Below are 14627 nucleotides of genomic sequence, written 5' to 3' on the forward strand. Positions count from 1 at the left end.
TTGGGGGTGCGTTTCGGCAGGGACCGCCTAAAATAAAACGGTCTCCCCCTTTTCGAGGCTCATGTCATGAACACCTACTCTCGCCCGGCGCTGATTGCGCTGCTCGGTGCGTCGTCTGTGGCCTCGGCGTATGGGCAACCCTCAATGCAATCGTATGATCCATCGGCCCCCAAAGCACGCGCTCAGGTAATCGCCGAACTTAACGAGTGGTTTGCCGCCGGTTTCAATCCGCAAGAATGGTACTACTACCCCGACAATGCTCTATCTGCTGGGCGCCTCGTCGCGCAACGACGCGCCGAGACAGCGCCGATTCAGCAGTAGCCGACTCGTCGGATAGTCGGTGAAGGCTGGCTTCCCGGCCTCTCGAGGGTGTACGTGCGACTTCGTTTCAGGGCGCTGCGGCTCGCCAGTTCAGTTGCCGCGGGTCCTTTTCGCTTTTCAATTCCGGCTCCCGTATCGCGAGAGGGCCGCCCGAATCGAGGCTTGAAGTCGCACGGATCTCCGGACGGGGCGCCAGCGCGCGCGAGTGGTCGCACCGTTGAGTATTCTCGGCGCAGCCGCTCGGTTTCTGCCTGCTTTCCAAGACGGGGGCGCCCCGGTCCTGGCCGCTCATTTCGCGCGGATTCCCGCTAGATGTCCTGTCGCGCCGCAAAACGCTTAGTGGCCCAAATGTCTTCCATCAGGCGTTAATGCGGCAGAGTCTAACCAGTCCGCAGGTTAAATCTCCGGCACAATGCCTTGTCCAACAGACGGGTGGGCAGGAACTTGCTGATATGCCACATCGGATTGAGCGGATAACGCGCCTTCGGCCTCGGTTTGAGCAATGCGTCGCGAATGACCGCGCTGACCGTCTCCACCGGCTGCCCACGGATCGCCGCCACGTTCCCGACTTTTTCCATCGCCTCCATCGCCGCAGAAAAATCGGTGGCGGCGTAGCGTGAATACAGGTCGGACCGACGGGCCTTATCCCAGATGGGGGTGCGAATCGGACCGGGTTCGATCGCCGCCACATGAATTCCGTAAATTGACAGCTCTCGACGCAAGCCATCAGTCATCGCTTCCACCGCAAACTTCGATGTGGAATAGGCCACAGCCATGGGTGTGGCGACGCAGCCGGCATTCGAACTGACGTTCACGATGCGCCCCGGCGGATGGGCGGATCCCCGTTTGGCACCGAGCAACGGCAGAAACGCCTGGGTGACGCGCAAGACACCTGTAACGTTGATATCGAGGAGACGCTTGAAATCGCTGACCGGCATGTGCATCAACGGTCCGACAGGCGCGATCCCCGCGTTGTTGACCAGACCCGTCAAACCGTGTGAGCCAACCATAGCTTCGACCGTTGCGACGGCCGCAGCGATGGCGTCTTCGTCGGTCACGTCAAAGACGAGCGGACTAAAGCCGTCGCCCAGCGCATGACCTACCCGTTCGCCATCCTCGACGCTGCGTACGCTGCCAAAGACGTGACAGCCGTTGGCGATCAGTTCGCGCGCGGCGTCGTAGCCGATGCCTGTGGATGTTCCGGTGACCAGTACATATTTGTTCATTGACTCTTCCCGATCAGTCCCATGATTGATTGCGCTGCGACGAAGTGGCGGACGTGGACCGCGTCACGTGTACCTTCCATGCAGCTTGTGTACTGAGGTGGGTGCATTGTCCTCAGATCCATCAAAGCGCGAGCTGGTCCGCGCCCTTGAGCTGCAAAATTTCGCGCGCTTCATCGGGCGTGGCGACCTCCAGGCCCAGTCCTTCGAGAATCTGGCGCACCTTCCTCACCTGCTCGGCATTGCTTTTGGCAAGCTTGCCTTTACCCAGCCATAGACTGTCTTCCAGCCCCACGCGCACATGGCCACCCATGGAAGCCGCCATCGCCGCGATTTTCATCTGGCTCGCGCCGGCACCGAGCACCGACCAGTGATATTCCCCGCCGAACAGGCGGTCGGCGGTGCGCTTCATATGCATCACGTCGTCCGGGTGTGCACCGATGCCGCCGAGGATGCCGAACACTGTCTGGATGAAGAAAGGCGCTTTGATCAGGCCGCGCTCGGCGAAATGTGCAACGTTGTACAGATGCGCCGTGTCGTAGCACTCGAACTCATAGCGCGTGTTGTTCGGGCCCAGTTCCTTGAACACGGTTTCCAGGTCACCGTAGGTGTTGCGGAAGATCAGCTCCTTGCTGCCTTCCAGGTAAGGACGCTCCCACTCGTGCTTGAACTCGTTGAAGCGGTTAAGCATGGGAAAAAGTCCGAAATTCATGGTGCCCATATTCATCGAGGCGATTTCGGGCTTGAACAGTTTGGCCGGCTGCATGCGCTCCTGCACCGCCATGTAGGGCGAGCCGCCTGTAGTCAGGTTGAGGATGGCGGGACTTCGCTGCTTGATCGATTTCAGGAAGGGCGTGAAGGCCTCCGGACGCTGATCAGGTTTGCCCGTCTGTGGATCGCGCGCATGCAGATGGACGATGGCTGCGCCTGCCTCGCAGGCCTCGACCGCCGCGTCGGTGATCTCCTCGGGCGTCACCGGCAGGTAAGGCGACATTGAAGGAGTATGGATCGCGCCCGTCACGGCGCAGGTGATGATGACTTTGTTCTGGAGTGTCATGTCCGCCTTCTATTAGCGTGAAGACGGAGCCGCAGGTGCCGGCGCACCACGCCGGCACCGTCGGGATGAACTCGCACGTCTGACGTCACGCAGCGCGCAGCGGAACGTTTTTCTCACCCGGTTTGCGGTTCGGCGTCATGCCGTTGGCGGCCAGGGTTTCGTCGGCCGCTTTGTACCAGGTGCCGATGCGGTAGATTCTCTTTGCTTCCTTGCCGTTGGCGATCTCGCGGCCCAGTTCCTGGGCGATGCGCACGGTTTGCCGAACCTGCTGCACCGAGGTCATGCGCTTGCCGTGCTGGTCGATCAGGGTGTCCTCGATGCCGCAGCGGGCGTGCAGGCCCATGGCCAGCGCCATCGTGTTCCACGGAAGCACGTTCTTGAACAGCGATTCGGCGGTAATCGTGCAGCCGTCCGGTGCACGCTGGATGAAGTCGAACAGATTGTACGGATGCGGGCCATGATGACCGCCGCCGATGCCGATGCAGGTCAGGTTCAGCGGACCCGTGTAGACACCGCGACGCACCAGACGGTCCAGCGATTCAAGCGCATGCATGCCGACCAGTTGGAAATGCGGCTGGATGCCGGCTTTCTGCAGGCGGCGCAGGTGCTCTTCCACCCATGCCGGGCCGGCGGGAACAATCATTTCACTGTAGGCCTCGATCACAGCCGGCTTGTCGAGCGAGGTGCCTTTATAGTATTCCGGGTAGATCAATTCCATGATGTTCATCTGGATGGTATTGATCGCCACGGTCACCTGGTCCGGCTTCGGGTCAAGATCGGCCAACGCGTGACGGGTATCGTCCGACAGCCACTTGGCGGCCTGGCCCTCGTCTTCCGGCGCGAATGAAATGGAGCCTCCGACCTGGATGATCATGTCGGGCACCGCCTTGCGCACGCCGGCGATCAGTTCATTGAACATGGACAGGCGCTTGGAGCCCTTGCCGTCGGGTTCACGTACGTGCAGGTGCAGCACGGTGGCGCCGGCTTCGTAGCATTCCACGGCCTTGTCGATCTGTTCTTGCATGGTCACCGGAATGTCTTCCGGGAAGTCTTCCGGCATCCACTCGGGTCCATACGGGGCCACCGTAATGACCACTTTGTCCATGTTTTCCGGGTGCAGGGAATCGTCTAGAAATTGCATTTGTGTCTCCTCGATGGGTACGGCGGATGGGACAAAGTATCCGCGAAGGAGAGAGCGCCAACTTGACATTCCGGGGCATCGATTTTACATTTTGGGGCATACGTGGAGACCCTCTATGCTGAACCTGCTGAGAAGCTCAACCCTGACGAACTATGTCGAGGTTGCACGCGCTTCCGGTCTGGATCCCTATCGGCAGTTGCGCAAGGTCGGCATCAGCAAATCGGCGTTACTGGATCCGGACATCAAGATCGCGGCGAAATCCGTCAGGCGCCTGCTCGAAGAGTCCGCCCAGGTTGCGGGCGTCGAGGACTTCGGACTACGCATGGCCGAGACCCGTCAACTGGAGAACCTTGGACCGCTGGCTATTGCCCTGCGCGAGGAACCAACGCTGCGCAAGGCCTTGAATTCGCTGGTGCGCTATTTCGGCTTGCACAACGAATCGCTGGTCTTGCGCATCGAGGAAGCGGACGGCGTGGCGATTTTCAGTCAAGAACTGATAGATGCGCGAGGATCGCTGCGGCAATCCGTCGAGCTCGGCGTTTGCGTGATGTACCGGATACTGAAGCAGCTCCTTGGAGCGGGCTGGAAGCCTCGCGGCATCTGTTTTACGCACAGCGCGCCGGCCAGCCTGGCCACCCACCGGCGCTTGTTTGTCGGTACGTCGGTTCTGTTCAACCAGGACTTCGACGGCCTCGTATTGGCCGAAGCGGATCTCGATGCAGCGATCATGTCGTATGACCCGGCCTTGGCTCCTCATGCGCGGGAGTTCCTCGATGCGAAAATGGCCCAGTCGGACGCGACGATGCCCGAGAAAGTCAGAAAGCTGGTGTTCGCGCTGCTGCCCACAGGAGCGTGCGTAGCCGAACGTGTGGCGCAGGAGCTTGGCGTGGACCGCAAGACCATGTACCGTCATCTGGTCTATCACGGTCACAGCTACTCGACCATCGTCGATGCGGTTCGGGTCGATCTGGCGACCCGATACGTTGAGAACCGCGAACGGCCGCTGTCAGATGTGGCGACGCTGCTGGGCTTCGCTTCATTGAGCGCTTTTTCGAGATGGTTCTCGGGTCGCTTCGGTTGCAGTGTCTCGAAGTGGCGCCGCGAATGACCGGCCTGTCCCGGAAATTCGCGGAATGGAGTCGGCGGCCGTCGCCGCCGGCGACGCCATATCGTTGACAGATCCACAATCCGCTGCATTGACTGGCGATCGCTCAATCCCCCCTTCACGCCTTGCGATGCAGAACATCAGCAAACCCAGGCATTGCAAGATCGCCATGCCCAAAGCCATGTAGAGTGTGCTGCCGAGCAGTATCGGCACGAGCAATGCGGAGGACAGGAAGTTTCCGAATTGCTGGACGGTGACATAACAGCTGGACGCCAGCCCGCGCCGCTCCGGGAAACAGTCAAGAGCCATCACTTGCAGACTGGGCTGGGTGATCATCATGCCGGCCGCAAAGATGGGCAGCGCCACCAGACTCCACGGCAATGGCGATGCGTGCACCGCGTTGACGCCGATGTTGATGACGCCGGCGGCGATCATCACCATATGGCCAAGCATCACGCTACGCACCGGACTGCCCTGCCCGGCGATACGGTGTGCGATGGCCGCGCCGGCGATCAGGCCCACCACGATAGGCACAAAAAGATAGCCGAAGGACTGCGCGCCGAGGCCAAGATGCTTCACCACGAAGGTTGGCGCAGCCAGCACATAGAGGTAGATGCCAAGATTGACCGCCGCGTTGGCGAATGCGAGCGCAACGAAGCGTGGGTTCGCGAACAGGGTTGCGTAGGCCCCCGCGAGTGCAACCGGATGCAAGGGGTGGCGGCGGGACGGCGGCAGGGTCTCGGGCACGAGAAACCAGCTGATCACCAGCAGCGATGCCGACAGTATCGCGAGGAAGATGAAGATGCCGCGCCACCCGGTCCAGAGCAGCAACCAGCCGCCACAGACGGGCGCGAGCGCGGGCGCAAGCGCGAAGATCATCGCGACCAGCGCCATGATTTTCTGTGCGTCGGTCCCATGAAAGACGTCACGCACCATTGCCCGGCCGATAATTACACCGGCCCCGGCGCTCATGCCTTGCAGCGCCCGTCCGGCATAAAGCAGCGAAATGCCTGGGGCGGCCGCGCACATCAGCGACCCGACCGTGAACAGCGCGTTGCCGAGCAGAATCATCCGGCGACGGCCCGTTGCGTCGGAGATTGCGCCGTGCCAGGGAATCATCATTGCGAATGGCAGCAGGTAGGCTGACAACGACTGCTGGATTTGCGTCGGACTGGCATGTAGCGCCTGCGCCATGGCAGAAAACGCGGGCAAATACGTGGCGATCGCAAACTGACCGAGCATGGACAGTCCCGCGACGAGTACGACGATCGTCCCGGTGCCAGGCTCCTGCTCTGCTATCTCCGCTGTCTGGTTTCGAGTCGACATTCAACCGCCCAGATCGAGGTTCGCCGCAAACCCTCGGCTCGTACCGTCTTGCGCGGCCGCGCAGAAGGCAACGCTCAAACTTTTAAACCGTCCTGTCGTTCTTGCGCTGCCACCGCATGTCTTGACGAATCCGGAATGAAGCCTGTCCCAGTCCGACGCCGACAGATGGCGCCGTGCCGCCGGCAGTATGACTCCTAGTTCGAATGGCACTTACTTAAGCCCGTGGAGCGTGCCCATATTTTTGGACGCGCTCACGTGCGATGTGACGAGGCTCTTTCAGCCATGGGTAGGACTTCGGTCTTCGTTTGCGCATTCGTGGTTCGATGCGACCGGGGCGACTCCCAACGCAAGACTGCGTGATCAGGTTGAACAGGAGACTCTGGTTGTGAGTTGCCGTCAGACCTCTGGCCAGCCATTCAGTCCATAACTGCACCGTGTGTTTGAAACTCAGTGTTCTCGGGTCAGTGGCATGGTGACTGGCGGCCTGAGCCATCAGCAGCCGAATCACGTTGTAGGCCAGCAGATGGACCCAGATCTCCTTTTCGTTCATGTGGGCAGTCTGGCAATGCAGCACATCCATGCCCATCGTCGTCTTGATGTTACGTAGATCCAGTTCCACGTTCCAGCGCCTGGCGTACAACTGCGAGAGGTCCTGTTTGCTGGTCTTGCGTGCATCAAGCATCGTGGTGACCAGCACCCGGTGATGCAGCCTGGACTCGCGCACCATCAGTTCATCGGGTAAGGCCTGGTACTGCTCATGCGTCATCCAGTCGGGACGCTGCCGGGGTTTGGGCCACGTCACAATGTGATCGCGCGTGCCCAGGGACCGGCCTCGCCGAAAGTCGGTGCGGCGTGCCCCATGCTGTTCCATCACGACGTCCACCCCGGCGGCGATCATTGAGGCCATCAGAAAGTAGTGGCAGTACAAGGCATCGGCGACGATCACGTCACCTTTGCGAAACGTGCCTTGCAGCATGCGAAACGCCGTCAGCTCCCCGCTGCCTTTGCCCGCGTAAGTTCCGACCGCCGACTCCAGTACTGCGCCGCTTGCCAGACAGATCACCGCAACCAGATAGGCCAATGGAAAGCCCACTCCTTCGGCCTGAGCACTGGACTGCGGGAAACGGGCCTGGTTCGACGGCGTATCGGGCATCGAGATCCCGGTGCCGTCAACCAGCTTGACCGGGCGCCCGCGCCACTTCCAGGCAGGCTCGGCCTGCTCATGCAGTTGGCGCCCCGTCTCGCGCGCCAACTCCCGCACCATCGTCAGCGGCAGTCTCTGGCGAGCGCGGCAGTAGCCTCCCGTACGCACACTCATGGGCCGCAGCCCGTCGGCAGCTCGCTGCGCCGCCCACCCGTTGACTGCCTTCTGACAGGAGGCGTCCTCTTCCAGCGCCTGGCGCATGAACATCGACAGTGTCACCGTCGGCGGATACAGCCGTTCCCGATGTTCTGGCAAATACGCTTCCGTTATGCCCAACAGCCCCGGGCTCGTCAGTATGTTGAAGTAGTCTACCGCCTGGGCCCTGCACGCCCGGCTTTGAACCCTGCTTCGTGTTTGCCTGTGATGACTTCGTGCATTACGATCCATGGGGGCTGATCTTTGGAATGAGACGGTGTTTGCCTGGTAACAACCATCGTATCAATCCCTGGATCAGCCCCCTCCCTTTCTCTTCAAGCACTTACCCGCGTCTTCTCCTCCATGTAGGCTTAAGTAAGTGCCATTCCTCCTAGTTCCCGTCCCCGGGCGGCCCATATTTGCCGCGCGTATTGCTCAAGCGCTACCGCGAGGGCGGCCACCGCGGACTCGCTGTCCAGCGGCTGCGCGATCTTCGACTCAAGATCGTCAAGCAGTTTGTCTTCGCGCTGTCCAAGAAGCAGGAGTTCATCTATTTCAGCGCGCACGTCGTCAATGCGTTGCCGAAGCGGGCCGAAAAACCAGGCCTCCTTACAGCATCGCAGTGGATGCAGGGTGTCGCGCACGTGGTCGACAACCGCCTGCATGCCCGCCCGATATGGGTCCAGCGTTCGCTGTCGCAGCGGATCTGGGCTGCTCAAAAGGAAGAGCCATTTGAATAATAAGGTGATAAGTCGCTGGTATTCGGTATGTAGCAGTTCAAGGGCGGCAATGCGAGGCGGCAGGCAGCCGCTCCCGAACGTCAAAACCGGAACGGATGCGTGCGAGAGCATATCGATCGTCGCTGTCCCGTTTTCAGCAAGCCGCTTGGGTTCACTAACGATAACAATAGCGTCGCATCCGGCGATTTGCGCTGCATTCAGGAGCTCGTGTGCAGGCTGCGCGGCGAAGAGCGCCCCGGCCCGGGTCGGTAGACCCATTGCATGCGCGGCGGCTTCCACCCGGGCCAGAGCTTCGCTCGCCCTGTGCTCGCGACGTAGCTGATCCAGCGGACCATCCGGCACGCCTTGCGCGTACCAAAGGCTGATCCGCGCGCTATTTGCGCTCGCAAACTGTAGCGCCTGTATGGCCGCCTCCGAGCAGTGATCGCTCGAATCAATGGATACGCCGAGATGATGCAGCATGTAGTCTTTCGTTGGTCATCGAGCCGCCATGATAGGAAAAATCGTGCGAAAAATCCCCCCCATTGGTTGGGGGGGAACGGACCACAGAACCCGCTAAATGCGTAAAAAGCGCCGGACATGGTCCGTTATATAATCAGCAGGCCTTTCAGCCTGCCCGCCTCCCGTGAACGTCGGCACGCTCGGCAACGGTACTATCGGCCCCAATCGGATGACCAATCAACAATCTGTCGCGAACCCCGAAGCGACTCTGAAGATCAGCCCGCCCCGTGCGCCGCGGCACATGCTTGCCCGCGCGCGCCTGAGCTCGGACTGCGAGCGTTTCCGCAATTGCGCCGTGACCATCGTGCAGGCGCCGCCGGGGTTCGGCAAGACATCCCTGTTGATCCAGTGGCGCCAGGAATACCTGATGCACGGCAGCGCTGTGGCGTGGGTCTCGATTGACGGCCACGACGACCCCAGGCGCCTGCTCGCGAGCCTGACGCTGGCAGTCCGCTCCGGATCAGGGCGCACAGCATTCGGCAGACGCCTGCTTGAAGGGGGCGCGTTGCCAGATGCACCGATTGAAGGAGTCACAGCATGGCTGGCCGAAGTGGCTCGCACCGCGCTCGATATTGTGCTGATACTCGACGAAGCGGAGCAGTTGCCGCAGGCTAGTCTGGAAGCGCTCATCTACCTGCTTGAGAATCTGCCGGCCAACCTGCGCATCGTGATTGCCTCGCGCGCTGGATTCGAGAAGGTCATCGCACGCCTGAGCCCCTATGGCCAGTGTGCAGCGGTGGATGCCGCGGCGCTTCGCTTTCGCCTCGATGAAACGATCGCGCTGATCGGCAGCCGGTTGGGCGCCGTGGTCGATGCCGATGCTGAGGCGAGCGCCAGATTACACGACATCGCGGAAGGCTGGCCACTCGGCTTGCAGATTGCCCTTGCTGCGATCGCTGACAGCGATGACCCGGTCGCGAGTATCGACGCCTTTGCCAGCAGCACCGGCGGCATTCGTGAGCAATTCATTACGGCGCTCCTTGAACGGCTAAGCAGCGAGGACACCGAGTTCCTCACCCGTATTTCGATTGTCGACCTGCTGCACGAAGATTTGTGCGAAGCCCTCACCGGAACCAAGGATGCGAAGCAGCGGCTCTTGCGCCTCGCTCGCGAAACGCCGCTCTTTTTCAGTGCTCAAGGACGCGGTCAGTGGTATCGCATGCACTCGATGGCACGTGAAGCAATACGCGCGCATCTGACTATCCTGCCGCCTGCAACGCACAGTGAGCTGCACCGCCGCGCGATGCATTGGCTGGCGGACCACGGCATGACCGAAGCTGCGGCACGCCACGCGCTAGCGTGCGGGCAGGAGGAAACCGCCTACACGCTCGCGCAAGGATCGCTGCACGATGCGGTAACTCAGGGTCAACTTGTAGCTGTACTGGAATGGCTCGAATGGCTACCGGAGCCTGTCCTGGATCGCCATCCGCGCCTGCGGCTTGCCATGGCATGGGCGCTGGCGCAGAGCGACCGTCAGCAGGAGGCGGAAGAGCAGGCGCAGGCTATTCTGCGCAGCACAGAGCCTGACGAGGCGATGCGCTACGAGATCGATCTCATTCTGAGCGCAGCCGCCTATTTCGCGGATGAGCCAGACCGGGCCGCGCGACTGCTCGATCGCTGGGGTGATACACCGCCCGTCAGTGACTCGTGGCTCCTGCAGGTTCATGCGAACCGACTCGCCGTGCGAGCTGTCATGGAGGGCGAGTACGCGAAGGCCCGCCAGCTCCGGCGGCACATGCCGCGCGGGAATGCCAGCGCTGCCTATCGGTACGTGGTTCGCTGGCGCGCTTACACGACGGGCCTCGGCTATCTGCTCCATGGGCAGATGCTATCGGCCGAGCGCACGCTGCGCCCGGCCCTTGTCCAGGCAGACGACGACCTTGGCCGCCGGCACCCGTTTTCCTGCATGATGGCCGCGCTGCTCGCCACCACACGTTTCAAACGCGGCGATTTTAATGAAGCGGCCGCGTTGCTGGCAAACCGGCTGGATGTGCTCGAACGCAGCGGAACACCCGACGCGGTGATTTTCGCCTATCGCACCGCCGCGCGGGTCTCATCGGCCACCGGCGCGGAGCACCGGGCGTTCGACCTGCTCGAGACACTCCATGCAATCGGCACCGCGCGGCGCATGCCGAGGCTATGCGTGGCGAGCCTGACCGAACAGATCAGGCTCCACAGTGGTCGCTTCCGCTCGGCGTCCTGCCGCACGCTCGCTCGCCGACTGGAACAGATTGTCGCGGAACATGCCACCGCCGATTCTCCCCTCAAGCGTCGTGCGCTGCTCCTGCATCAGCATATTGCGCAGGCTTTCGTGGCAATTGCCGAGCAGGACTGGACTGCCGCCGACCGTGCTCTCGCGTTGGCCCAGCAAGACACCGAGGCGATGAAGCTGGGCGCGGTCGGCGTCGATCTGCTGACGTTGCACGCTTTCGTGCTGGACCGTCTCGGCAAATGCGGAACCGCCCTGCTGCGCGAGGCCGTGGATCTGGGCGCGGCATACGGAATGAGTCTCACGGCGCCCGACCTTCATCCGGCGTTCGCGGAATGGTTGCATGAGCGCGGAGCGGATGGCGCGCCGCGCCTCGCCGATGTCGGCCCACCCCTGCCGCCAACCGTTGCCGTTTCACCCGCGCCAGGGCGGGATGCCGAGCCGCGCGTAGCGCCCAGCATGGTACTGACGCCGAAGGAGCGCAGTGTGCTGGAGCTGACTAGCCGCCACCTCACCAACAAGGAGATCGCACTCGCGATGGGCGTCGGCCAGGAGACAGTCAAGTGGCATATGAAAAACCTCTTCATCAAACTCGACGCGACGTCGCGCCGGCAAATCGTGCGCCGCGCGCAGCTACTGGGCCTGCTGCAGGAAACCTGAACGGGGGAAGCACCCCGGAACCACAGCTGAAGAGAGGCGACACCATTCCGCGCGACCCTGACGGTTGCGATGTCAATTAAATCGACAAGCCGCGCTGGCGCCGTCCCAAGGGCGACATGGTTAGCCCATGGATCCGGCTCGGGTCCTTTTCTCTTTATACGTTGGGACGCTTCCATGGTGGTTGTTATCGCAACCATCGATCGAAATATCCGCAACCCGTCATTTTCTGTCACCAAGTTGCAACACGGATAGGCGGTGTCGCCCCCTTCCGGCAGTGCGCGGTCGCCTTGAGGATGCCGCGAAAGCCGTGCCGGATATGGCTGGCCAGCGCTTACCGCGCCCCGGTATTGCCGATAACCCTCCCCCCCAAGGGTGGGGGGAGTCGAGCTGCGTGGCTGTACGTATGCTCCTCTAGACATGCAGCGCCCATATGTTGCACGGGCGTTCTGTACCTAAGGGTTGAACAACGCTACGCAGGAGACCACATGAAGTTGAGGATTACCGGAGCCGCAGCACTTCTCGCGTTCGCGGCATCCGCGCACGCGCAGTCATCGGTGACGCTCTATGGCGCAGTTGACTCGGGCCTGCTCTGGCAGAACACTTCGGCAGCAAACTTTCTGCCGAATGCAAAAGCAAACCCGAACCTGGGCCACGTGTTCCAGTTCAAGGACGGCGGTGTCTATGCGAGCATCTTCGGGTTGAGGGGCACGGAAGACATCGGCGCCGGCTACAAGGTCAACTTCAAGCTCCAGGGCACGTTTAACAGCGGCAACGGCAAGTCCGGGCTGGCCAGCTCGCCGGGAGCAAGTTCGATGTTCACGCAGGTCACGACGGTCGGCGTGTCGGGGCCGTTCGGCCGGATCGATGTCGGTCGCCAGTTCGCGCCAATGGCTTACGCGATGGCGGAAACGGATGTGCGCAACGCACAGTACTTCGGCAGCGTCCTGACCGCATGGTTGACCATGAACACGGCGGCTGGCTGGCCAGGCACGAGCACGAACGGCCAGATCGGCGCACTTTATGACGACAATGCGATCGTGTATAACTCGCCGTCTTTCCATGGTCTGTCGGCCGCGCTCCAGTACGCACCGGGCGGTACGCCGGGCGCGTTCCAAGGCGGCACGCGCGAATCCGCCGTGCTCAAGTACTCGAACTTCGGTCTGAATGCCGATGCAGTCTACTACAACGGCCATGACGCCAACCCTTATCTTGGCGCCAGTCCCACCCCGCTCCATCCGGCGACCGGCCTCAACAACAACCGCTTCGTGTACCTGGGCGCGAAGTACACGTGGCGCGGCCTGTCCGTGTCCGGCTCGTGGAGCAACGGGCGCAACCCGGCAGCTCCAAACGGGAATCCCGCGATTGGCGCGATCTCGGGCGACTTCGACATGTTGACGGGCGGTATCGGGTATCGCTTTAGCCCCTCGTTCGACATCACGTCGGGCGTCTACTACGTGAAGGACGAAAAGCACAACCAGAACCAGTCGACCCTGTACGTGCTGGGCGGCAACTACAACCTTTCCAAGAGGACGTCGCTTTACGCTCAGGTAGGCTACGTCTCCAACCGCGGCGCGATGAACCAGGAGATTACCTACGGCAGCCCGGTGGCAGTGGGGAAGAACACCGCCGCAGGCAACGTGGGGATCCGCCACTCCTTCTGATTTTGGAACCGGGTTCGCGAGCCGTCTGCTCGCGAACCTCGGTGCTGTCTTCCGTCTCCATCCGAAGCCGCCCGCGCGCGCGAGGCGGCTTTGCTCTTTCCGGACTGACTTACAAGGGGCACTAACGTCCGACACGGGGCACTCTTGGCCAAGCGGCCGGCGCCACATAGATCGCCTGCGAAGCCAAGCGGCTCCGCGCGTAAAATTTGACCGCCTGCGTGGGTCCGGGCAAGATAATGGGCTTGCATCCCGCAACCTTGCGTTTCATCCATTTCTGAATGACATCATGTCGATCATCGAGTCCGGACCTCACGAATCCCTGACCTACCGAATAAAGGCGTTAAACAAAATCGCCGATCGCATGAGCGCCGAATTATCCCGAGAGAAACTTGGCGTGCCCTATCCGGAGGCAAGCATCATCGGCGTGCTCGGTACGTTCGGCCCGCAGACCATCAGGGACATTTCCCGCCGCGCCAATCTGGACAAGAGTCAGGCGAGTCGCACAGTTGATGCCCTGCTCGCCAAGGGGTTTCTCGGGCGCACGGCCAGCGACCAGGATGGACGCAGCGTGATCATTTCGCTGACATCCGACGGACGCAAAATCTTCAAAAAGGTTGCCCCCACGATTGATCGGCGGGACACAGAGCTTTACCAGTGTCTCAGCGAGCCGGAAAGCGAGGCGCTGCGTTACCTGCTGGACAAGATTCTCGCGGCCCACGGATGGGAGGCCATCTGATTTCAGGCGGCCCGCGTATTGCTCGTAGGCTGCCGGCTCAAGGCTGCTTTATCAATCAACCATTCACCGACGCCTGAGCGGCCACATACCGGGCCGGGCGCGCCGGGAGCCAAATAAATCGCGCGGCCCCCACTCCCAAGTTCCGCGCCCGGATACACGGATGGTGAGAAGTCGCCGGGGCCGAGTCCTCATGGGCTGGCGACAGCAAGCTTACATGCCGCCGAATGGTTTGCGCACCGTAAGCTTGTTGGCCACCGAAGTGACTCCTGGAACACCCTTCGCGATTTCCGCGACCTTGTCGACCTGGGAAGCCTCCGTGACGGTGCCATTCAGCGTCACTGCGCCGTCTTTTGCCGTAACACTGATATTTCCGGCGCTGATCTCCTTGTGCTTCCCGATCGCGGCATAAATCTTCCGGCGAAGGGCACGATTCGCTTTTCTTCCGGTGGCCGGCGCCGCGGTGCCCGACGCCGCCATCGCCGACGCGCTCGCCGCACTGGCCGTTTCGCCGTTTTGGGCCCATGTGGTGATGGACGTTGCAACCATCAATGTTCCGACAGCCATCCTGAATGTCTTGTTGTTCTGCATCAATTGCTCCAGTTGTGGAG

12 protein-coding genes are annotated in these 14627 nt (G+C 61.5%); 5 read left to right on the top strand and 7 right to left on the bottom strand.

Features of this window, described 5'->3' with window-relative positions; translation table 11 throughout:
• Positions 1-66: 66 nt before the first annotated feature.
• The gene (locus tag OKW39_RS26380; RefSeq protein ID WP_429359590.1) at positions 67-321 is read left to right on the top strand and encodes a DUF4148 domain-containing protein; all 255 of its coding nucleotides are present in this window, start codon (positions 67-69) and stop codon (positions 319-321) included.
• Positions 322-701: 380 nt separating this feature from the next.
• Here the strand turns inward: OKW39_RS26380 and OKW39_RS26385 are convergent, their stop codons facing one another.
• The 3 genes from OKW39_RS26385 to OKW39_RS26395 all read right to left on the bottom strand — a co-directional run bounded on the left by OKW39_RS26385 (position 702) and on the right by OKW39_RS26395 (position 3742).
• Positions 702-1547: an SDR family oxidoreductase gene (locus OKW39_RS26385; RefSeq protein WP_429332365.1), complete on the bottom strand. Its 846-nt coding sequence runs from the start codon at positions 1545-1547 to the stop codon at positions 702-704.
• Between the two features lie 121 nt (positions 1548-1668).
• Positions 1669-2601 (bottom strand): 3-keto-5-aminohexanoate cleavage protein, encoded by a 933-nt coding sequence (locus OKW39_RS26390; RefSeq protein WP_429332366.1) that lies wholly within the window; start codon positions 2599-2601, stop codon positions 1669-1671.
• Positions 2602-2686: 85 nt separating this feature from the next.
• A complete protein-coding gene (locus tag OKW39_RS26395; protein ID WP_429359586.1) occupies positions 2687-3742 on the bottom strand; it encodes a 3-keto-5-aminohexanoate cleavage protein in 1056 nt (351 codons plus the stop codon).
• Between the two features lie 115 nt (positions 3743-3857).
• On the opposite strand from OKW39_RS26395, the gene OKW39_RS26400 reads away from it, so the two are divergent.
• A complete protein-coding gene (locus OKW39_RS26400) occupies positions 3858-4850 on the top strand; it encodes an AraC family transcriptional regulator (RefSeq protein ID WP_429289925.1) in 993 nt (330 codons plus the stop codon).
• Here the strand turns inward: OKW39_RS26400 and OKW39_RS26405 are convergent.
• The 3 genes from OKW39_RS26405 to OKW39_RS26415 form a co-directional block, all read right to left on the bottom strand.
• Positions 4779-6173 carry a multidrug effflux MFS transporter gene (locus tag OKW39_RS26405; protein WP_429564028.1) on the bottom strand — a complete coding sequence of 465 codons (1395 nt, stop codon included), beginning with the start codon at positions 6171-6173 and terminating at the stop codon, positions 4779-4781. The two genes, OKW39_RS26400 and OKW39_RS26405, sit on opposite strands and share 72 nt — an antisense overlap.
• A 214-nt stretch (positions 6174-6387) precedes the next feature.
• Positions 6388-7764 carry an IS4 family transposase gene (locus OKW39_RS26410; protein ID WP_429564029.1) on the bottom strand — a complete coding sequence of 459 codons (1377 nt, stop codon included), beginning with the start codon at positions 7762-7764 and terminating at the stop codon, positions 6388-6390.
• Between the two features lie 119 nt (positions 7765-7883).
• On the bottom strand, positions 7884-8714 hold the full coding sequence (locus tag OKW39_RS26415; RefSeq protein ID WP_429564030.1) for a universal stress protein: 831 nt from the start codon (positions 8712-8714) through the stop codon (positions 7884-7886).
• 163 nt (positions 8715-8877) lie between these two features.
• Here OKW39_RS26415 and OKW39_RS26420 point away from each other — a divergent pair, with 163 nt between their 5' ends.
• From OKW39_RS26420 to OKW39_RS26430, 3 genes are all read left to right on the top strand, one after another.
• Positions 8878-11622, top strand: coding sequence for a LuxR C-terminal-related transcriptional regulator (locus OKW39_RS26420; protein WP_429564031.1), 2745 nt, complete (start codon positions 8878-8880; stop codon positions 11620-11622).
• Between the two features lie 485 nt (positions 11623-12107).
• Positions 12108-13283, top strand: coding sequence for a porin (locus OKW39_RS26425; RefSeq protein WP_090811406.1), 1176 nt, complete (start codon positions 12108-12110; stop codon positions 13281-13283).
• Between the two features lie 286 nt (positions 13284-13569).
• Positions 13570-14019 carry a MarR family winged helix-turn-helix transcriptional regulator gene (locus OKW39_RS26430; protein ID WP_090811408.1) on the top strand — a complete coding sequence of 150 codons (450 nt, stop codon included), beginning with the start codon at positions 13570-13572 and terminating at the stop codon, positions 14017-14019.
• A 210-nt stretch (positions 14020-14229) separates the two neighbouring features.
• Here OKW39_RS26430 and OKW39_RS26435 read toward each other — a convergent pair whose 3' ends face one another.
• Complete coding sequence (locus tag OKW39_RS26435; RefSeq protein ID WP_090811410.1) at positions 14230-14607, bottom strand: BON domain-containing protein; 378 nt, start codon at positions 14605-14607, stop codon at positions 14230-14232.
• Between the last annotated feature and the right edge of the window lie 20 nt (positions 14608-14627).

The sequence above is a fragment of the Paraburkholderia sp. MM6662-R1 genome (assembly GCF_050436245.1).
GTDB lineage: Bacteria > Pseudomonadota > Gammaproteobacteria > Burkholderiales > Burkholderiaceae > Paraburkholderia > Paraburkholderia tuberum.